General features: G+C 60.5%; 18 protein-coding genes. 15 read left to right on the top strand and 3 right to left on the bottom strand.

The features are described from left to right. Positions 1 to 268 precede the first annotated feature (268 nt). A complete protein-coding gene (locus ACA049_RS14595; RefSeq protein ID WP_497336535.1) occupies positions 269 to 1636 on the top strand; it encodes a cache domain-containing protein in 1368 nt (455 codons plus the stop codon). Between the two features lie 32 nt (positions 1637 to 1668). Then, positions 1669 to 2301 (top strand): response regulator, encoded by a 633-nt coding sequence (locus tag ACA049_RS14590; RefSeq protein ID WP_497336533.1) that lies wholly within the window; start codon positions 1669 to 1671, stop codon positions 2299 to 2301. A 10-nt stretch (positions 2302 to 2311) separates the two neighbouring features. Here the strand turns inward: ACA049_RS14590 and ACA049_RS14585 are convergent, their stop codons facing one another. Then, positions 2312 to 2836 (bottom strand): transporter suffix domain-containing protein, encoded by a 525-nt coding sequence (locus tag ACA049_RS14585; RefSeq protein ID WP_497336531.1) that lies wholly within the window; start codon positions 2834 to 2836, stop codon positions 2312 to 2314. 116 nt (positions 2837 to 2952) lie between these two features. Here ACA049_RS14585 and ACA049_RS14580 point away from each other — a divergent pair, with 116 nt between their 5' ends. From ACA049_RS14580 to ACA049_RS14570, 3 genes are read left to right on the top strand one after another with little or no spacing between them, the layout of a single operon-like run. After that, on the top strand, positions 2953 to 4494 hold the full coding sequence (locus ACA049_RS14580) for an efflux transporter outer membrane subunit (protein WP_497336529.1): 1542 nt from the start codon (positions 2953 to 2955) through the stop codon (positions 4492 to 4494). Beyond that, complete coding sequence (locus ACA049_RS14575; RefSeq protein ID WP_497336527.1) at positions 4487 to 5626, top strand: HlyD family secretion protein; 1140 nt, start codon at positions 4487 to 4489, stop codon at positions 5624 to 5626. The genes ACA049_RS14580 and ACA049_RS14575 overlap by 8 nt, the downstream gene beginning before the upstream one ends. After that, positions 5616 to 6635: a DUF2955 domain-containing protein gene (locus ACA049_RS14570; RefSeq protein ID WP_497336525.1), complete on the top strand. Its 1020-nt coding sequence runs from the start codon at positions 5616 to 5618 to the stop codon at positions 6633 to 6635. Before ACA049_RS14575 ends, ACA049_RS14570 begins: the two co-directional genes overlap by 11 nt. On the opposite strand, the gene ACA049_RS14565 is transcribed toward ACA049_RS14570, so the two are convergent. Both ACA049_RS14565 and ACA049_RS14560 read right to left on the bottom strand, forming a co-directional pair. Then, entirely contained in the window at positions 6625 to 7077 is a 453-nt protein-coding gene (locus tag ACA049_RS14565; protein ID WP_497336523.1) for a hypothetical protein, read from the bottom strand. The two genes, ACA049_RS14570 and ACA049_RS14565, sit on opposite strands and share 11 nt — an antisense overlap. Before the next feature lie 156 nt (positions 7078 to 7233). Beyond that, the gene (locus ACA049_RS14560; protein WP_497336521.1) at positions 7234 to 7530 is read right to left on the bottom strand and encodes a hypothetical protein; all 297 of its coding nucleotides are present in this window, start codon (positions 7528 to 7530) and stop codon (positions 7234 to 7236) included. A 167-nt stretch (positions 7531 to 7697) separates the two neighbouring features. Here ACA049_RS14560 and ACA049_RS14555 point away from each other — a divergent pair, with 167 nt between their 5' ends. The 10 genes from ACA049_RS14555 (at position 7698) to ACA049_RS14510 (ending at position 19381) form a co-directional block, all read left to right on the top strand. Then, positions 7698 to 8981: an acyl-CoA dehydrogenase family protein gene (locus tag ACA049_RS14555; protein WP_497336519.1), complete on the top strand. Its 1284-nt coding sequence runs from the start codon at positions 7698 to 7700 to the stop codon at positions 8979 to 8981. A 51-nt stretch (positions 8982 to 9032) separates the two neighbouring features. Further along, on the top strand, positions 9033 to 10166 hold the full coding sequence (locus ACA049_RS14550) for a saccharopine dehydrogenase family protein (protein ID WP_497336517.1): 1134 nt from the start codon (positions 9033 to 9035) through the stop codon (positions 10164 to 10166). Between the two features lie 19 nt (positions 10167 to 10185). Further along, positions 10186 to 11742 (top strand): class I adenylate-forming enzyme family protein, encoded by a 1557-nt coding sequence (locus tag ACA049_RS14545; protein WP_497336515.1) that lies wholly within the window; start codon positions 10186 to 10188, stop codon positions 11740 to 11742. A 57-nt stretch (positions 11743 to 11799) separates the two neighbouring features. Next, positions 11800 to 13038 carry a thiolase family protein gene (locus tag ACA049_RS14540; protein WP_497336513.1) on the top strand — a complete coding sequence of 413 codons (1239 nt, stop codon included), beginning with the start codon at positions 11800 to 11802 and terminating at the stop codon, positions 13036 to 13038. 60 nt (positions 13039 to 13098) lie between these two features. Next, positions 13099 to 13893 carry an SDR family NAD(P)-dependent oxidoreductase gene (locus tag ACA049_RS14535; RefSeq protein ID WP_497336511.1) on the top strand — a complete coding sequence of 265 codons (795 nt, stop codon included), beginning with the start codon at positions 13099 to 13101 and terminating at the stop codon, positions 13891 to 13893. A gap of 11 nt (positions 13894 to 13904) precedes the next feature. Then, positions 13905 to 14300, top strand: coding sequence for a hypothetical protein (locus tag ACA049_RS14530; RefSeq protein ID WP_497336509.1), 396 nt, complete (start codon positions 13905 to 13907; stop codon positions 14298 to 14300). A 100-nt stretch (positions 14301 to 14400) separates the two neighbouring features. Then, entirely contained in the window at positions 14401 to 14877 is a 477-nt protein-coding gene (locus tag ACA049_RS14525) for a 2,4'-dihydroxyacetophenone dioxygenase family protein (RefSeq protein ID WP_497336507.1), read from the top strand. An 80-nt stretch (positions 14878 to 14957) separates the two neighbouring features. Then, positions 14958 to 17321, top strand: a complete 2364-nt coding sequence (locus ACA049_RS14520) for an arylsulfatase (protein WP_497336505.1) — start codon at positions 14958 to 14960, stop codon at positions 17319 to 17321. A 159-nt stretch (positions 17322 to 17480) separates the two neighbouring features. Next, the gene (locus ACA049_RS14515) at positions 17481 to 18383 is read left to right on the top strand and encodes a peptidyl-prolyl cis-trans isomerase (RefSeq protein WP_497336503.1); all 903 of its coding nucleotides are present in this window, start codon (positions 17481 to 17483) and stop codon (positions 18381 to 18383) included. After that, positions 18383 to 19381 (top strand): HupE/UreJ family protein, encoded by a 999-nt coding sequence (locus tag ACA049_RS14510; protein ID WP_497336869.1) that lies wholly within the window; start codon positions 18383 to 18385, stop codon positions 19379 to 19381. The genes ACA049_RS14515 and ACA049_RS14510 overlap by 1 nt, the downstream gene beginning before the upstream one ends. The last annotated feature ends 20 nt before the right edge of the window (positions 19382 to 19401 follow it).

The following is a 19401-nucleotide window of genomic DNA, read 5'->3' as shown; positions in this document are numbered from 1 at the left end:
CGTAGTTCTACGTAGATGCCACTGATCTTCCGGTTGAAATGCAACCCCCCTGTGGGAGCGGGCTTGCTCGCGAAGAGGCCATCACATCCAACATCAATGCTGGCTGGTACACCGCTTTCGCGAGCAAGCCCGCTCCCACAGGGTTTTGCATTTCAACTGACAGGCATCACCGCCGCAGGTCATTCCGTCCAGCACCGCTACTGGACGCGCGTATCTTTGGCATATGATGCCGGGCCATCGCCTTCCCTCGGTCCGGTCAGGAGCCAAGATGCAGCTCAAACACAAAATCGTCGCGCTCGGGATCCTGCCGCTGGTGTTGGCGATCGCGGTGATCTGCGCGCTGGTGATTTCCCTGAATCGCCAACTCGGCGATCAACAGGCGCAGCTGATCGAAGACAGCATTCTGGCGAGCAAGCGCGCCGAGCTTAAAAACTACGTGGAAATGGCGCAAAGCCTGATCGCGCCGCTGTACGACGACGGCCATGGTGACGCGCATGCCCAGCAACAAGTGCTGGAAGAACTGCGCAAGCTCAGCTTCGGCATCAATGGTTACTTCTTCGTCTACGACCGCGAAGGTCGCAGCCTGATGCACGCGCGCCAGTCGGAACTGGTGGGCCAATACCTGTGGGACATGAAGGATCCGCACGGTTTGCCAGTGATCCAGGCGCTGCTCAAAAGTGCGCAATCAGGCGAAGGTTTCCAGCGCTATGCCTGGAACAAGCCCTCCTCCGGCCAGGTCACCGACAAACTCGCTTATGTGGTGATGCTGGACCGTTGGGGCTGGATGCTCGGCACCGGCATCTACCTTGAAGACGTTGAACGCGCCACCCAACAGGCGCGTGACGAAGTCGCCCACGGCATCCGCAAGACCATGCTGGCGATTGCCGCCGTAGCCCTCGTGGCGGTGCTGTTTGTCTTCGCCAGCGGCATGACGCTCAACGTCAGCGAGCATCGACTGGCGGACAAAAAGCTCCAGCGTCTGACCCAGCGGATCGTCAGCTTGCAGGAAGAAGAGCGATCACGGGTTTCCCGCGAGCTGCACGACGGCATCAGTCAGGTGCTGGTTTCCATCAAGTTTCAGTTCGAACTGGCCAGTCTTCTGCTGGAGAACGGCCAAGGACAAGACAAGGGTTTGAGCACGCTGAAAGATGCCACGGCGCGCCTCGGCGATGCGATTGGCGAGGTTCGCAGCCTCTCTCACGACCTGCGTTCGTCACTGCTCGACACCCTGGGCCTGCCAGCGGCGATCGGTCAGCTCGCCGCCGAATTCGAGCAGCGCAGCGGTCTCACCGTGACCTACGACGACAATGAATTCGACTGCGATCTGGTGGAAGGCGCGGCGGTTTCGCTGTTCCGGATTGTGCAAGAAGGCCTGACCAACATCGAACGCCACGCCCAGGCGAAAAACGTTTCGATTACCCTGCACGGCTCGGAAGAATCCGTGCGGTTGACGGTGGTCGATGACGGTATCGGTTTCAACGTCGCCCAGGTCGAACGTCGCCACGCGGGCATCGGCCTGCGTAACATCCGTGAGCGTGTCGAACATTTTGGTGGTCGGTTCGACCTGATTTCGATGCCAGGAAGAAGTGAGCTGGACGTGCTGCTGCCGATGAAAATGCCCGGCACGAAACGCTGACTCGCCCCAATAAAACAAGAGTGAATACCGCGATGAACCTGCCTCACCCGATCCGCGTCGCCCTGGTCGACGATCACTCCCTGGTCCGCGACGGAATCAAAGCACTGCTCGCGGTCATGGCGCCCCTGGAAGTGGTCGGCGAAGCCGAGAGTGGCGCGCAGGCCATCGAGATGGTCGGGCGCTGCCAGCCGGATTTGTTGCTGGTCGACATCGGTCTGCGCGACATGAACGGGCTTGAGCTGACGCGCGTATTGCGCGCCCAGTACCCGTCGCTGAAGGTGCTGATGCTGAGCATGTACGACAACAATGAATACGTGAGTGAATCGGTTCGCGCCGGCGCCAGCGGCTATGTGCTGAAGAACTCTCCGTCGCGGGAAATCATTGCAGCCATCGAGGCCATCGCCAGTGGCGGCACGTTCTACAGCGCCGAAATCGCCCAGCGGCTGATTGCCGACAAAAGCACCGACAACGAGCTGACACCCCGTGAAAGCCAGGTGTTGTACAAAATGGCCCAAGGGCTGAACAACAAGGAAATGGCCCGCGAGCTCGATATCAGCGTGCGCACGGTGGAAACCCATCGCCTGAGCATCCGCCGCAAGCTCAACATCGACAAACCCGCGGCCCTGGTCAAATACGCAATCGATCACGGGATCATTTCGCGCTAACAGGCAGGCCTCACGCCGTGTCTGGATTGACGACCTTTGCCGTGCGGATAAACAACGCCCGCACCTTCTCCCAGAAATTGCCCCCCAGCACAAAAAAGCTGCCGATCAGCATCGCGTCGCCCAGCACCTGCAGCTGCCACAGGTTAGGTCTGAGCCCAGGCCAGAAGGTATCGATGTAGGGTTCAAGAAAGGCCGAGATCAACGGCAGGCAAAACATCACGATACCGATCCGATGACGGATCGGACCTACTTCGGTATCCATCGTCGGCGCCAGCCCGGATACATAACCGAACAGCTTGCTCTTCAACTGCTGGAACCCGGCCTTGCCCATGACGGCGATGACGATGATCAGCAGGACTTTGTTACTGATGAACAAAACGCCAGTCAGTGCGGCGATTCTTGAGCCTGGAATGTCCAGCGCAGCGGCGATCGGCACCATCAGCCACGAACCCAACATGACGCAGATAATCGCGATGCCTGCTTTGAAGCGCCAACCAGCGGAATGGGGCTCAGCATTACCTTGGGGGCTACTCATGAGTGTCCTGCCTGTAAGTGATCGCAGAAGGTTTGAGGATGCTTGAGAAGCTTAGCAGCCGGTTGCTCATTTGGACGGCTATGCTCCAGTGACCTTCCCCGGTTGGACGATACGCGATGCATCGAGGCCGTTCCTTGCTGAGGCTGCCAGGCCACCTCTTCTTGCTCGGCGCACTTGGCCTGAGTGGTTGCGTGCGGCTGGGGCCGGATTTCCAGCCGCCGGGTGAAAAATGGGTCGAACAGTGGAACACCGCCGCCCTTGAACAGGCCAGTCAGCGCGGAACGAATCCGGATATCCGCCAGTGGTGGCAGGTCTTCAACGATCCGCTGCTGAATCAGCTGATCGCCGAGTCGGATGCTCATAATTCCAGCCTGAAAATCGCCGGCCTGCGCGTGATGGAGGCCCGTGCCCAATTGGGCATTGCGCAAAGCGGGCTGTACCCGCAACTGCAGCAAGCGAGCGCCGACAGCTTGTACTTCAACCGCCGGCAATCCGGTGGCACCAATCCCCAGGACAGCCATTTCTGGCAATACAGCGCCGGGTTCGACATTGGCTGGGAGCTGGACTTCTGGGGACGCTTCGCCCGAGCCATCGAGTCGTCCGACGCCAGTTATTTTGCGGCCCAGGCCAACTATGAAGACGTGCTGGTATTGCTGCGCGCCCAGGTCGCGGACACTTACTTTTCGTTGCGCACCACCGAGGCGCGGTTGCGCGTCGCCCGGGAGAACGCCAAACAGCAAAAGCGCAACTTCGAGATCACCGAAAAGCTGTTCAACAGCGGCCAGCAAGCCGAACTCGACCTGCAACAGGCCAAAACCCAATACCTCGGCACACTCAGCACCATTCCTACCCTCGAAGACCAGCTGCAACGAACCCGCAATGCCTTGGCCGTGCTTATCGGGCAAGCGCCTGGTGCGTTACCGCTGCTGGTGAATAACGAAGGCTTGATCCCGCTCGTCGATCGCGCCGTGCTCCAGGATGTACCGGCCAATCTGCTGCTGCGCCGGCCCGACGTGCGTGCCGCCGAACTGAATGTCGCTGCCCAGTCGGCACTGATCGGCGTTGCTGAAAGTGACTTCTATCCGTCGCTGACCTTGCTCGGCAGCATCGTCTGGTCGGCGGACACGCTCAACGGCACGTCCAGGAACCTGGACCTGATCGGCGGCCCCAGCCTGCGCTGGAACCTGTTCGACCATGGCCAGATCAGCAACAACGTGCGCGTCCAGGATGCGCGGTTGCAGCAACTGATCGAGGCGTATCGCGACAAGGTCCGCCAGGCTGCGCGCGAAGCAGACGATGCCGCCACAGGCTTGATCAAATCGCTGGAGCGCGAACGCATCCTCAGCGAGGCCGAAGTGGCCGCCAAACGCTCGCTGGTGCTGGCCAGCGCGCAGTACCGCGAAGGTTATTCGGATTTTCAACGCGTACTCGATGCCCAGCGCGCACTGCTCGAACAGCAGGACAACTACCTGGTCGCCCGCAGCAACGCGGTGAGCAATCTGATTGCCCTGTACAAATCCCTCGGCGGCGGCTGGTACAGCGCCCAGCCCAAAGTCGATGAAGCCACCCGCCAGCAGATGGAAAAACGCACCGACTGGGGCGACCTGCTGAACGAGCCCGCCACCCCTTTGCCCCACAAGGTAAACAGCCATGAGTGAAGCCGTGCAGCCTGTACCCGTGGCGCCCGTCCCGACGCCTCCCCCGCCTGCCGCCGACCCGGCAAAAAAAGGCATCAAATGGGTGCTGCTCGTGATTCTCCTGAGCCTGGCGTGGTACCTGGCAGCCGACCGTTTCACGCCTTACACGCAACAAGCGCGGGTGGGCGCTTTTGTCATTCCGGTCGCGTCGGAAGTTGCCGGCCGGGTGATCCGCGTCAACGTGCGCAACAATCAGGACGTTCAGGCCGGCGACGTGCTGTTCGAAGTGGACCCGCAGCCGTACAAGATTGCCGTCGACCGCGCCCGCGCAGACTTAGAATCGACCCGTCGGCAGATCGGCGCCAGCACCGCCGGCATAGCCTCGGCGCAGGCCAACTTGCGCGCTGCCCAGGCCAACGAACTCAAGGCGCGGCAGGACAATCAGCGCCTGGAAGGCTTGTACCGTGAAGACCCCGGCACCATTTCCGTGCGTCTGCTCGAAGTGTCTCGCGCCAACCGTGAACAGGCGGTCAGCCAGGTCGCGGCCGCTCGCGCCGAAGTGCAACGTGCGCGCGAGCAAGAAGGTGGCAGCGAAGAAGACAACGCGCTGCTGCGTAGCGCCGCCACGGCCCTCTCGAAAGCCGAGCTGGATCTGTCCAACACGCAGATTCGCGCACGTTCAGCGGGGCTGATTACCGACCTGCGCACCGACGCCGGGCAATTCGCCGCGGCAGGAGGCCCGGTCATGACCCTGATTGCCATCCACGATGTGTGGATCAGCGCGGACATGACCGAAAACAACCTCGGTCTGGTGAAGGTTGATACGCCAGTGGCGATCGTCCTGGATGCGCTGCCGGGCGAAGTGTTCGGCGGGCGCGTGCGCAGTGTCGGATACGGGGTCAGTGTGGGGCAGCCCCCCGCGCCCGGCATCTTGCCCAGCGTGCAGAACAGCCGCGACTGGCTGCGACCGGCCCAGCGGTTTCCGGTGATTATCGAGTTCTCCGAGGACGCCCGAAAAGCCTTGCGCGACAGCCGCGCCATCCGTGCCGGCGGACAGGCCGAAGTCATGGCCTTCCCCACCCAGGGCAATCCGCTGAACCCGTTGGGTCGGTTGTTTGTGGGGTTCATGAGCTGGCTGAGCTATGCCTACTAAACGCACGCCCCGGGAACAGCGCGCATTGCGCCTCGCCACGGGCACGGCGTTGTGCCTTGCCGCGAGCTTCGGCCTCGGGTTGCCCATTCCTTTTCTGGCGCCGGTGCTGTGCCTGATCCTGTTGGCCTCGATCAATCGCCCGTTGCCATTCAAGGCTGCGGTGGTGCTCGCACTGGCCGCGATGTTGACCACGGGCCTCGGCCTGTTGTTGATCCCGATCCTGCGTTATTACCCCGTCACTGGCGTACTGCTGATCGGCTTGAGCCTGTTCCTGGTGTTCCGTTTCGGTCTGCGCGGCGGCAATGCTCTGATCGTGACGTTTCTGGTGATTGGCCTGACCATGATTTCCTCGGCAGGCGTCGCCGAATTCGATCTGGCGGCGATGGTCATCGGCGCTCTGGTCAAAGGTTTATTGCTCGCCGTTGCGGTCGTGGCGCTGAGTCATGGGTTATTCCCGGATCCCCCCAACGCCCCTTCCCCGCCGCCCGCGCCAACGTTGCCCGCCGAAGAGGTCAGCCGAGTGGCGCTACGTGCAACCCTGATCGTGTTGCCGACGTTCCTGCTCGCGTTGATCGACCCGGCCGGCTACCTGCCGATCATCCTCAAGGCCGTCAGCCTGGGTCAGCAAAGCTCCACGACCAACGCCCACACCGCCGGGCGTGAACTCGTCGGATCGACCTTGCTTGCCGGCCTGCTGGCGATCCTGTTCTGGAGTGCCCTCAGCCTGTTTGTGCACCTGTGGATGTTCTATTTGTGGATGCTGCTGTTCGGCCTGGTGCTGGCGCGCAAGCTGTATGCCCTGAGCCCGACCCGGTTCACCCCGGGGTTCTGGCTCAACACGTTGATCACGCTGATTATCCTGTTGGGCCAGTCGGTTCAGGACAGCATCGCCGGCAAGGACGTGTACACCGCGTTTGCGGTGCGCATGGGGTTGTTCCTCGCCGTCACGTTGTATGCCTGCCTGATGGTCTATCTGCTCGAGCAGCGGCCGCAGAAAGTCAGGGATTAACCTGATAGCCCTTGCCTTGCAGACAACTGGTGTACGCCGTCGAGGTGTTCGCGGCACTGGTTTTCTCTTGTGCCCGGCGCTCCTGACGCTGACGCGAACCGCCGACCACAGCACCGGCCACGGCGGTCTCTTTGGCGCGGTTCTGCCGATAGTCCTGCTTGGTGTCGTCATCGACGCGATCGTAAACCTCGTCACGCTGATTCCCACGCACCTGGGCTCCGGCCGCTCCGGCGGCGGCCCCCACGGCAGCACCTTTCAGGCGCCCTCCAGAGGGAGACGTCGTCGACGCAGCCTGACTGGACGCGATGCTGTTGCATTCATTGATGTCCAGCTGGGTCTGTTGCGAACTCTGCCCTTTCATCGGAACGACCGTTGCAGCCCAACCCTGGGTGCATGAAACCGCCAATGCGATGCTCAAGCAGATGGGCGATACCTTGCTCATAACCACCTCCAGGCGCAGCCCGTCACTCTGCAAGAACACCGCGTGGGTAAACGCCGATGGCTGATTTCGGGCTTGATTCAGCAACATGAAGTGTAGTTCAACCAACACTTGCGCTCTGTGGATGCAACTCGTCAGACCGGTGCAGGCGCGCCGCCCTTAAGGGTTCACCTGATAACCCTTGCCTTGCAGGCAGTTTGTATACGCCAGCTTCGCAGCGTCATTGCCCCCCTCATAGAACTCGTCATGCTGGCGCCCGGGTTGTTCAGCCGCGGTTGCACCCGCAGCAGGCGGTGGCGCAGTGCCTTGCCTGAGCGCTACGTCATGGCAGTCGTCAATATCGAGTTGGGTTTGTTGCGAGGTCTGTCCCTGCATCGCCACGACCGTTTCGGCCCAGCACGGCGTACATGAAACCGACAAGAGAACGCCCAGGCTAATGGATGAAAGCGTGTTCATAAGACCTCCCACAGGGTCGCCCCCACTTGGTTGAGCAACAAAAAGTGTAGATCACCCCCAACCCTCCCCCCTCCCCAATGGGGGGGTTTTAAACCTCAAACCACGTCATTTTCCTACCCCGGCAGATAGATGAGTCGAATGACTTCAACTGTGAGCGAGGTAGAACAATGATCAAGCTGCACGACACCTTACAGCTACCGGATGTCGGACTGACCGGTTTCGAAACGCCGCTCAATGAAGTAGAGCGCGCCGTCCAGCATTCCGTTCACCAGTTCGCCAAGAACGTATTGCGCCCCATCGGCCAGGAACTCGACAAAATGAGCGCCGATGAGGTCTGCGCGCCGGGTTCGCCGTTCTGGACGGTGCACCAGGAAGCCGCCAAATTGGGGCTGGATCCTGATTTTTTCTCGCAATTCGAACCCGATGTCGCCATTCGACTGGAATCTCTGATTGGCGAGGAAATGGGCTGGGGCGATGGCGGCCTGGGCGTTTCCCTGGGCGCCGCGAGCTTTCCATTGCAGATGGCCATGGCCGTCGGCAACCAGGAACTGGTGGACCTGTGCACTGGCAAGATCGGCTGCTGGATGATCACCCATCCGGACAAGGGCAGCGACATCATGGTCTACGACATGAAGCGCGAATGGCCCAAGGATCAGGACGGCAACAAGGGCAATCTCACGGCCAAAGTCGGCCAGGACAACATCGTCCTCAACGGCCAGTGCTCGGCCTGGGTGTCCAACGGTGCCGTCGCTCAGGTGGGGCTCGCATACGTCGCCGCCGATTACGGTGATGGCTACTTCGATGCCGACGGTCGGCCCCATGGCCTGGCGGTGATCATCCCGCTCGACCTGCCCGGCGTGTCCCGTGGCAAACCGCTGGACAAGATCGGCCAGCGCTCACTGCCTCAGGGCGAGATTTATTTCGACAACGTGACCGTGCCACGGCGCTTTGCGGTCGCTGAGAAAGACACGTACTACGGCAACCAGTCGTCGGCGTGGTCCTACGCCGGTACGCACATGTCCCAGGTGTTCACCGGTGTCGCCCGTTCGGCCTTTGAACTGGCGTTGCAGTATTGCCATGAGCGTAAACAAGGCGGTCAGTTGCTGATCGACCATCAGCTGACCCGCTATCGCCTGGGCGGAATGATGCGCCGGGTCGAGCTGGCCCGTGGTGTGGCGCGGCGTTCGCTGGCCTACGCCCGCCTCTCCCCGCACACCCATCCTTATGCTACCGCCTCGGCCAAAGTGACCGTCACCGACGAGTGCATGAAGGTCGTCAGCGAAGCCCTGCAACTGTTCGGCGGCGCGGGCACTTCCCGTGAATACCCGATTGAAAAGCTGTTCCGCGACGCCCGTTCGGCGCTGATCGAAGACGGCGAGAACCACATCATCACTATGCGCGTCGGCTTGCTGTGCCAGCAGCTGTACGCCGAAGGCTGGTCGCAGCACTGACCGCCGCACACCTCCCCCCGGCAACCCTTCAAAAATAAGAGATGAAATGAAATGGCTAAATACCCTGTAGTTGTTTATGGCGCCAGCGGCTACACCGGCATGCTGACAATGGACTGGTTGATCGACCAGGACATCCCATTCACCGCCGTGGCCCGTAATGCCGGGCGCGTGCAGGAATTGATGGCGCAGCGCGTTGTCCGCCTGGAGTCGGCCACCTACGAAATCATCGAAGCGGAACACACCGTTGAAGCGCTGACCCACGCGTTCAAAGGGGCGAAAGTCGTTTGCAACACCGTCGGCCCTTTTGTGAAATTCGGTCTGACGGCCGTTGAAGCGGCGCTCAAGGCGGGTTGCCATCACCTCGACACCACCGGCGAACAAGGCTACATGCGCCAGGTTCGTGAACAGTTTGGCGATCTGTATGCCCAAGCCGGCCTGCTGGTGTCGCCATCGCTGTCCTACATGTACACCTTTGCCGAAATCGCCGCCGAACTGGCCCTCGAAACCCAGGGCATCGACGCCCTGGAGACCTCGACCCTGTGCCGCAACCTGCGCAACGTCGGCGCCGGTGTGACGGTCGGCTCGACTGCCTCCATCTTCGAGCTGTACCGCGCCGAGCAGTGCTATCTGTGGGAAAACAAGCTCGTACAGCACCCGATCGGCACCTCCTTCAACATCACCTCGCCAGACTTCATGCAGCCGGTCTTCGCCCTGCCGTGGGGCGGTACCTCGTTGCCGGTCTATTTCGAACACGACCCTCGTGTGCGCAGCTGCGTGTCCGCCGTCGGTTTCTACGATAACGACGCCATGAAAATGGTGCACGCACTGGGCCAGAAGTGGGAAGACGAATACAAGCATTTGCCGGTTGAGCATCAGGACGCCGTGCTCAAGCAGATTGTCGAATCCACCACGCCAAGCATGCCGCCACGTGAACGCACCACGACCCATCGCACGGTCGACACCGCCATCGGTCGCGGTCAACTGGCTGCCGTACGAGCCACCGTCCACGGCATCACGCCCTACATCGCCACCGGTGCGCTGCAAACCGCCGGCGTGATCAAGCTGATCGACGGTGAAACCAACAAGGTCGGTTTCGCTTCCGGCTCAAAAGCCTTTGGTCATCGCTACCTGTTGGGCTTCCTCGAACAACGTGGACTGGCCCGCGCCACCGTTACCCCGCTCTGATCCGGGCACAGGAGCTGACATGGCTATCATCGATTTTTATGACCGCGGCTGGCGCATCGATCCCGATGCCATCGCCTACATCCAGGGCGAGCGTGCGTTTACCTTTGATGAAATCGGTGCGCTGTCCTGCCGCATCGCCAATGCGTTGCTGGCGCTGGACCTGCCGAAGGAAACCAAGGGCGCGATCTGGGCCGGCAATGACGTGACGGCCTGGGCCTGCACCCTGGGCCTGTGGCGCGCGAACATGACCTGGATTCCGGTCAATGCGCGCAACTCGGTCCAGGAAAACGCCGACATCCTCGACGCGTTTGATTGTGACGTGATGTTCTACCAGCACGATTTCGCCTCAGTAATGGCGGATATTCGTCCTGGGCTGCCGAAGATTAAGCACTGGATCTGCATCGACGCCACCGACGGCGATACACCGTCGCTGGACACCTGGACCGCAGGCCAGCCCTCCACGCGTCCAGAAGTCGCCTATGACATGGACGACGTGGTCATGCTTTCGCCCACCGGCGGCACCACCGGCAAGCCGAAGGGCGTGATGAACACGCACCGCAGCGCACAGACGTTCATTGCGCACTTCCTGCTCGCCTGCGCTTATCGCGACGGACACAAACCGGTGAACATGGCGGCCGCGCCGATGACCCACACCGCTGGCCTGCTGGCCGTTCCGTGCACGGCGCAAGGTGGCACGGTCGTCGTGCTCCCAAAGCCTGATCCGGCGCTGATGCTGGCGTCCATTACGCAACACAAGGTCACCGAGTTTTTCCTGCCGCCGACTGTGATTTACAAGCTGTTGGAAATCCCCGGGATCGAAACCCTCGACTTCTCTTCAGTCAAATACCTGTTGTACGGCGCAGCGCCGATGTCGGTCGAGAAGCTGAAAAAAGCTATCGATGTCTTCGGTCCGATCATGACCGGTGGTTACGGCCAGACTGAAGCCCCGGCGAGCATCGCCAACCTGCGTCCGGACGAGCACCTGATCAATGGCGAACTGGCCAGTGACAGTCGACTGTCCTCGGTCGGCCGCCCCAACCCGCTGATCCGTGTCGAAGTGATGAACGATGCCGGGCAGATTCTTGCCAAGGGCGAAACCGGTGAAATCTGCGTGCAGGGCGACTTGATCATGAAGGGCTACTACAAACAGCCTGAGGTGACCGCACAAACCATCGTCGGCGGTTGGCTGCACACCGGCGACATCGGCCACATCGACAGCGAAGGCTTCCTGCACCTGACCGATCGCAAGAAAGACATGATCATCACCGGTGGCTTCAACGTTTATCCAAGCGAAGTCGAGCAAGTGCTTTGGAGCCATCCGGCCGTGCAGGACTGCGCCGTGATCGGCGTGCCTGACGAGAAATGGGGCGAAGCGGTCAAGGCGGTGGTTGAACTCAACCCCGGCCATAGCGCCACCGCGCAAGAACTCATCGACCTGTGCAAGACCCGACTGGGCGGCGTCATGGCGCCCAAGTCCGTGGACTTTATCGACAGCCTCCCGCGCAGCCCGGTGGGCAAGGTCCTGAAGAAAGACCTGCGTGCGCGGTACTGGGATGGCGCGCAACGCCAGATCTGATCGCCCCATCACCGTAGAACGGCGCCGCAGTCATGCGGCGCCTCTCAGGAGAGTTGCATGAGCACTATCTACATTGCCGGCATCGCGATGACGGTCTTCGGCCGTCATCTGGAGCGCAGCCTCGACAATCTGGCGCGCGAAGCCCTGGAAGGCGCGTTGAAGGACGCACATTGCAGCCGCCAGGATCTGGGCATCGCCTTTTACGCCGGAATGACCAACGGCCCGCTGCAAGGCCAGATCTCCATTCCGGGCCAGGTCGTGTTCAGCAAGATCGGCATCGAAGGCATCGCGGTGTACAACGTTGAAAACGCCTGCGCGTCCGGCAGTTCGGCGTTCAATCTTGCGGTGCAAAGTCTCCAGGCCGGCACCACCGATGTCGCCCTGGCGCTGGGCGCCGAGAAAATGAACATTCCCGACAAGGCCAAGGCCTTCCAGATTTTCGAAGGCGGATGGGACGTGTCTCGGGTTGAAGAGAACTACCAGACGCTGGTGAACATGGGGGAAGGCGTCGAGATTCCCGAAGGGTCGGAGTCGGACAAACCCTACAGCCGCTTCATGGCCATCTATGCCGCCATGTGCCGTTATCACATGAAAACCTACGGCACCACCCAACGCCAGATCGCCGCCGTGTCGGCCAAGAACCACAACCACTCGGTACACAACGCGTTTTCGCAGTTTCGCAAGCCGTTCACCATCGAAGAAATCCTCGCGGCACCACCCATCACCTACCCGATCACCCTGCCGATGTGCGCACCGCTTTCGGATGGTGCTGCGGCGGCAATCCTCTGCACCGAGGAAGGATTGAAGCGCATCGGTGCCGATCGCCGTCGCTGCATCAAGGTGTCGGCCAGCGTGATTCGCAGCTTCAGCCACCGTCGCCTGGACCAGCCAGAACTGAACATCGCGCGACTGGCCGCTGATCACGCTTACGACCTCGCGGGCATCGGGCCTGACGACATCGACGTCGCCGAAGTACATGACGCCTCGGCGATGGGCGAAATCATTCAGGTCGAAAACCTGCGACTGGCCGAGCCGGGCATGGGCGGGCCTTGCGCTGAACGCGGCGATTTCACACTAGGCGGGCGGATCCCGGTCAACACGTCGGGTGGTCTCGAGTCCAAGGGGCATCCGATCAGCGCGACCGGCCTCGGCCAGCTCTGCGAGCTGGTCACGCAGCTGCGCGGTGAGGCCGGCAAGCGTCAGGTCGAAGGCGCGCGTCATGCCATTCAGGAAAACGGCGGCGGCTTGCAAGGCATCGAAGAAGCCGCGGTCGCCATTCACATTCTCAGCAAATAAGTCCCCTGCCCTTGCGATATCGAGGGTTGGCGAAACATCAAAACAAGAAGGATAAAAGTCATGTTTCAAAACAAAGTCGTCGTCATTACTGGCGCGGGTTCCGGCATTGGCCGGGAACTGGCGATTCAATTCGCGGACGCCGGCGCACGCCTGGCCCTGTCCGACATCAATCGGGCCGGGCTGGATGAAACCCTGAGACGGCTGCCGGCTGGCAGTGAAGTCAAAGGATATTTGCTGGACGTGGCGTCGTGGGAAGCATTCCAGGCACACGCCGACGAGGTCAAACACGATTTCGGCACCGCGCATTACGTCATCAACAATGCCGGTGCCACCGTCGTCGGCACGGTCGCCAATACCTCGATGGAAGAATACGAGTGGCAACTGGGTATCAACCTGTGGGGTGTGCTGTACGGCACCAAGGCGTTTTTGCCGATGATGCTGGCGCAGCGTGAAGGCTGTGTCATCAATATCTCCAGCATTTTCGGCTTGATGGGGTATCCGATGCAGAGCGCCTACAACATGTCGAAGTTCGCCATTCGTGGCCTCACCGAATGCCTGTGGTCGGAACTGGACAACAGCGGCGTACGCGCGGTGTGCGTTCACCCCGGCGGCATCAAGACCAACATCGAAAAGGCCAGCCGCCGTTGCAAGGACGCCGGCGTCGAAGAAACCCGATTCGCCGCCCAGGCCGCCAGCATGCTGCAGACCCCGGCAGACGTGTGTGCAGCCGACATCATCAAGGGCCTGCGCAAGGGTTCCAAGCGGATCATGACCGGCAACAAATCGAGCACCGTGTTCTGGTTGAGCCGGCTGCTGCCTAACAGCTATCCGAAACTGCTCAAACTGCTGGGTTGAGGGAAACACACATGCAAAACGCTTACACCAACGGGCTGTTCAAGTCCGCCGCTTGTTTCAACGTACTCGCCGGTCTGCCTTTCCTGGTGGCCATGGCCCCCGTCGCCAACCTGATGGGGTTGGAGGTTACGCCGACGTCAGCGTTGTTCATTCAGATCACCATGGCCCTGGTGGTCATCTTTGGCTGGGCCTATTGGATGATCAGCAGTGACCCGGTGCGATTCCGACCGTACATCGTGCTCGGCATTGTCCTGAAAATCATGGTCGTCGCGATCATCTGGGGTCACTGGCTGACGGGCAGCATTTCCTGGCCACTGCCGGTGTTGGCATCGGGTGACATCGTCTATGCGTTGTTGTTCTGGCGTTACTTGAGCGGCACCCGGTTTGCCGTGGCTCAACGCTACTAACAGATACCCCTCGGCGAGAGGGGGGTGCTGATGGCATAGGCCATACAGGATGCCCCTTCAAACCGTGTGTAACCTTCACCCCAACAAGAGAACAACAAGCATGTTTTATGAAAACATCGACACCGCCGCCATCGACGCAGACGAACTGCCGTGGGTCCCGTTCGCGCCTTACAGCGATGAAGTCTTCATCAAATACCTCAAGTGCGACCCGATTCGCGGCGAGACCATCACCCTGCTCAAGGCCCCAGCGGGCACTGTTCTGCCCAAGCATCACCACTCCGGCACGGTGATCGTCTACACCATCAAGGGTGGCTGGAAGTACCTGGAACACGACTGGGTCTCGAAAGAAGGCGGCGTGGTTTTTGAAACCGCAGGTTCCAGCCATACGCCTGTGGCACTGCCCGAGTACGGCGATGAAATCATCACCCTGAACATTACCGTGGGTGACCTGCTGTATTTCGACGAGAACGACAACATCGTCGCCATCGAGAACTGGAAATCCAGCGTCGACCGTTACCTGGCGTTCTGCCAAGCCAACGATATCGCGCCCAAAGACATCACCAGTTTCGCGGTCTGACCCACCCTCTCATCAATCAGCCGTCCGGTATCTCACCGGGCGGCTGCGCCGTTTGTAATACATAGAAAACGGAGACACCCATGTCCCAGAAGCTGCAACCCGCCGGGCGTTTCACCCTGAAACTCTGCGCACTGTTGGCCAGCTCGGTCGCCGCGGCACAAGACACACTGCCCTTCCCGCCCACGCCTTCGGCCAGTGACGCGAAACCGACGCTGCAAGAATCGAAGCACCAGAAACGCCAGCAGCAACCCCACCTGCCCGCCGATGCACCGAACGTTCTGGTGATCATGCTCGATGACGCCGGCTTCGCGCAGTCCGACACCGTTGGCGGCGCGATCCACACGCCGACCCTGAGTCGGATCGCCGACAGCGGCGTACGCTACAACGCTTTTCACACCGCAGCGATCAGCTCCGCCACCCGCGCAGCGTTGCTGACAGGGCGCAACCACCATCGCGTCGGCAACGGCGTGATCGCCGAACTGGCCACCGACTGGGACGGCTACACCGGCGAAATCCCGAAAAGCTCGGCGACCATGGCCGAAGTGCTCAAGCAGTACGGCTACAGCACCGCCGCGTTCGGCAAATGGCACAACACGCCGCCGATGGACACCACTGCCGCCGGGCCTTTCGATACCTGGCCGACGGCCTACGGTTTTGAGCATTTCTACGGCTTCCTGGCGGGCGAAACCTCCCAGTACGAGCCGCGCCTGTACCGCGACACCACGCCGATCGAACCGGCGCGTGATCCGAAATATCACCTCAGCGAAGACCTGGCCAATCAGGCCGTGAACTGGCTGCAGGACCACCAGACCTACGCGCCTGAAAAGCCGTTCTTCATGTACTGGACGCCGGGCGCCGTGCACGGCCCGCATCAGGTGAACGCGCAATGGGCGGATAAATACAAAGGCAAGTTTGACGGTGGCTGGGACGCTTATCGCGAGCAGACCTTCGCTCGTCAGAAAGCCCTGGGCTTTATTCCGAAGGACGCCGTACAAACCCCGCGTCCGGCGGAGCTACCCGCCTGGGACAGCTTGTCGGCTGAGCAGAAACAATATCAGGCGCGTTTGATGGAGGTGTATGCCGGCTTCCTGGAACACGCCGACACCCAGGCCGGCAAGATCCTCGACGAACTGGAACGCCAAGGCAAACGCGACAACACGCTGATCTTTTATGTCCTGAGCGACAACGGCGCTTCTGCCGAAGGCATGGAAGGCACGATCAACGAATTGCTGGCGCAGAACGGTATTCCAGTACCTAAAGACCAGCAGCTTAAAGTGCTCAACGACATGTATGGCGGCCTGCCAGCCCTCGGTGGACCCAAGCTTGAAAACATGTACAACGCCGCCTGGGCCTGGGCAGGTTCAGGACCGTTTGTAGGTACCAAGCTGGTCGCGGGCTACTTCGGCGGCACGCGCACGCCAATGGCCGTTTCCTGGCCCAAGCAGATCAAGGCCGACGCCAGGGTTCGCGGGCAATTCCACCATGTCAACGACATCGCCCCGACTGTTTATGACGTGCTGTCGATCACACCGCCCAAGGAGGTCAACGGCATCGCGCAGGACCCGATTGACGGTGTGAGCCTGCGTTATACCTTCAACGACGCTCAGGCGAAGGCGAAAAAAACGGTGCAATACTTCGAAGTATTGGGCAGTCGTGGCATCTACAAGGACGGCTGGATGGCCTCGGTGTTCGGTCCGCGCAAACCCTGGGTCCAAGGCTTCGCGCAGTTCGTGGGCTGGAATCCGGCGAATGATCAGTGGTCGCTGTTCAACCTGCAAAACGATTATTCCCAGGCTCATGATCTGGCCGCCAGCAACCCGGAAAAACTCGCGGAGTTGAAAGCAGAGTTCGACGTCCAGGCCAAGGCCAACCATGTCTACCCGATTGGCGCCGGTCTGTACCCGTTCCTCAATCCGGCGGCGCGTATTGGCACCAGCCAGCGCGAGTGGCATTTCAGTGATCGCGTCCAGCGATTCCCCGAGTTCGCCGCGCCCAACTTGCGCAGCCAGAACAGCAAGGTCGTGATAGACGCCGAAGTTCCGGCCAACGCCAGCGGTGTGTTGTACGCTTTGGGCGGTATTGGTGGTGGAGTCAGCCTGTATATGGATGACGGTTTCCTGGTCTACGAATACAACGATCTGGCCATTGCGCGAGTCAAGTTGAAATCGGCCGAACGAGTACCGGCGGGCAAAGTCAGCATTGAAGTGTTGACTGCAATGTCATCAGCCAAACTCGGGGCACCGGCCAACTTGAGCTTGCTACTGGACGGGAAGGAAGTCGCCAAAGGCGTGACGCCGTTTACGCCATCCCTGACGTTCACCGCAAGTGAGACTTTCGACGTGGCCGAAGATTTGGGTTCCCCCGTCACGTTGGACTACTTCGATCGTGCGCCCTTTGCCTTTAATGGCAAGGTCAACGATGTTCACGTGACTTACTTGCCTTAAGTTCCAACGCCGCCCGGCAAAAGCGGGCGGCGTCTTCTTTAAGCCGATTACGACTAAGGCTTAGTGCTTATCGTGATTAAGCTCGGTGGAAAGTTCCGAGCCAGCAGCAATACTCCATTCGCATCCAAGACTTTCCAATAAAGCGTGGGGCAATAAGTCATGAACTTAACCGTCTCCCAAACCTCCCAACTGTCTTTTATCAAGCGCTGCCTTAGCGAGCCGTTACTGCACTTTCTGATCGCCGGTTTCGCACTCTTTGCGTTGTACGGTGGTTTGCACCGTTCAACCGTCAATCAAGATCCGCAACAAATAGAAATTACCCCCGATGACATCCAGCGCATCGAAATCTCCTGGCTGGCGCGATGGCAGCGTCCCCCTTCCGATCAGCAGCTTCAAGGCATGCTCGATGAGTATGTGAAGGAGGAAATCCTCTATCGCGAAGCGCTGAAGCTGGGTCTGGATAAAGACGACACCATCATTCGCCGCCGACTGGCGCAAAAAATGGACTTCCTGGCCGAAGATGTCGCCTCACTGCGCGAACCTGCCCCCGGCGTACTGGAAGCCTGGTACAGCCAGCATCAGCAACAATACGCCCCGCCGCCACTGGCGACTTTCCATCACCTGTTCTTCGCTTCGGATAAACGCGGTGCGCAGGCGCAAGCCCAGGCTCAAGCCGCGCTGGCCACCCTGACCGACAAGAACAGCGGTGAAGGCGATGCTTTCATGTTCAAGAACGCCTATGCAGAGCAATCGCAAGATCAAGTGGCGCGGGACTTCGGTTCAAAATTTGCCATTGCTTTGTTTAAACATACCCCCGGCAGTTGGGTGGGCCCTGTGGAATCCGGTTTTGGCTGGCATCTGGTGTGGATTGATGCCCTGACCAACCCGCCGGCGCCGCCGTTCGAGACCGTGGCCCAACAAGTCAAATCCGATTGGCTGTCCGAACAGCGCACCGCGTCGAAACGCTCGAACTTCGAGGCACTGAAGGCGCGATATGAAGTGGTGGTGATGATGCCGGCGTCCGCCAGCGGGATCGCAGCCGCTCAGACGGAGCAGCCGTGATGGTGCGTACGGCCTGGTTCCTATTGTGTCTGTTGTTCATCGGGCAAGCAGCCAACGCCCATGAATCTCGGCCCGCCTACATGGAAATCAACGAAACCGCTGCCGGGCGCTACGACGTCCTGTGGCGCACGCCGGTGCTTTCGGGGATGCGTCTGCCGATTGCGCTGAGGTTTCCTGAAAGCGTGCGAACAGTCGTTGAACCCGTGGAAAGCGAACTCAACGACTCACTGATAGAACGCCGGGTGATTGATGCCGGCCCCGCAGGACTGGTGGGGAAACGCATCGAATTTGTCGGCCTGCAAGCGAGCATCACCGATGTGTTGGTGCGCGTCTCGCGGCTGGACGGCACCCTGTCGACCACCTTGGTGCAACCCGCCCAACCCTGGATAGAAATCGCCGCCACGCCGGGGGCATTCTCGGTGGCCGGGGCGTTTCTGGTGCATGGTATCGAGCACATACTGGGCGGCTTCGATCACTTGATGTTTGTCTTCGGCCTCCTGTTGCTGGTGCGCAACGGCTGGATGCTGGTGAAGACCATTACCGCGTTCACCCTCGCCCACTCGATCACCCTGGCGCTTGCTGCACTGGGCGCCGTGCACCTGCCCGGTCCACCCGTTGAGGCGACGATTGCGCTGAGCATTTTGTTGCTGGCGGTGGAAATCGCCCGTAAAAATCGCGGCGAAGACAGTTTTACTGCCCAATGGCCGTGGGTCGTGGCCTTCTGTTTTGGCTTGTTGCACGGCTTCGGTTTTGCCGGTGCGCTGGCGGAAATCGGCCTGCCACAACGCGACCTGCCCCTTGCCCTGTTTACCTTCAACGTCGGCGTTGAGGTCGGCCAGCTGATGTTCGTCGCCGTGGTACTGAGCTTTCGCGAGTTGCTGCTGCGTTGTCGGCTGCCAACGTCCGCGCGCCTGTATGCCCAACCGATTGCTTCCTACGGGCTGGGTACGCTGGCCGCGTTCTGGTTTTTTGAGCGAGTCTCGAGTTTTTGGTCCTAAACTGTCACTGCTGTGTTCCG

The organism is Pseudomonas sp. LBUM1662 (assembly GCF_059695915.1).
The sequence above is the reverse complement of the archived record's forward strand: the minus strand, read 5'-3'. Positions and strand labels throughout refer to the sequence as shown.

Bases quoted from the DNA above. Each gene is read 5' to 3' on its own strand.
- ACA049_RS14595 (WP_497336535.1), top strand. From the start codon at position 269: ATGCAGCTCAAACACAAAATCGTCGCGCTCGGGATCCTGCCGCTGGTG.
- ACA049_RS14580 (WP_497336529.1), top strand. From the start codon at position 2,953: ATGCATCGAGGCCGTTCCTTGCTGAGGCTGCCAGGCCACCTCTTCTTG.
- ACA049_RS14590 (WP_497336533.1), top strand. From the start codon at position 1,669: ATGAACCTGCCTCACCCGATCCGCGTCGCCCTGGTCGACGATCACTCC.
- ACA049_RS14545 (WP_497336515.1), top strand. From the start codon at position 10,186: ATGGCTATCATCGATTTTTATGACCGCGGCTGGCGCATCGATCCCGAT.
- ACA049_RS14540 (WP_497336513.1), top strand. From the start codon at position 11,800: ATGAGCACTATCTACATTGCCGGCATCGCGATGACGGTCTTCGGCCGT.
- ACA049_RS14515 (WP_497336503.1), top strand. From the start codon at position 17,481: ATGAACTTAACCGTCTCCCAAACCTCCCAACTGTCTTTTATCAAGCGC.
- ACA049_RS14585 (WP_497336531.1), bottom strand. From the start codon at position 2,836: ATGAGTAGCCCCCAAGGTAATGCTGAGCCCCATTCCGCTGGTTGGCGC.
- ACA049_RS14535 (WP_497336511.1), top strand. From the start codon at position 13,099: ATGTTTCAAAACAAAGTCGTCGTCATTACTGGCGCGGGTTCCGGCATT.
- ACA049_RS14525 (WP_497336507.1), top strand. From the start codon at position 14,401: ATGTTTTATGAAAACATCGACACCGCCGCCATCGACGCAGACGAACTG.
- ACA049_RS14565 (WP_497336523.1), bottom strand. From the start codon at position 7,077: ATGAGCAAGGTATCGCCCATCTGCTTGAGCATCGCATTGGCGGTTTCA.
- ACA049_RS14570 (WP_497336525.1), top strand. From the start codon at position 5,616: ATGCCTACTAAACGCACGCCCCGGGAACAGCGCGCATTGCGCCTCGCC.
- ACA049_RS14555 (WP_497336519.1), top strand. From the start codon at position 7,698: ATGATCAAGCTGCACGACACCTTACAGCTACCGGATGTCGGACTGACC.
- ACA049_RS14520 (WP_497336505.1), top strand. From the start codon at position 14,958: ATGTCCCAGAAGCTGCAACCCGCCGGGCGTTTCACCCTGAAACTCTGC.
- ACA049_RS14530 (WP_497336509.1), top strand. From the start codon at position 13,905: ATGCAAAACGCTTACACCAACGGGCTGTTCAAGTCCGCCGCTTGTTTC.
- ACA049_RS14560 (WP_497336521.1), bottom strand. From the start codon at position 7,530: ATGAACACGCTTTCATCCATTAGCCTGGGCGTTCTCTTGTCGGTTTCA.
- ACA049_RS14550 (WP_497336517.1), top strand. From the start codon at position 9,033: ATGGCTAAATACCCTGTAGTTGTTTATGGCGCCAGCGGCTACACCGGC.
- ACA049_RS14510 (WP_497336869.1), top strand. From the start codon at position 18,383: ATGGTGCGTACGGCCTGGTTCCTATTGTGTCTGTTGTTCATCGGGCAA.
- ACA049_RS14575 (WP_497336527.1), top strand. From the start codon at position 4,487: ATGAGTGAAGCCGTGCAGCCTGTACCCGTGGCGCCCGTCCCGACGCCT.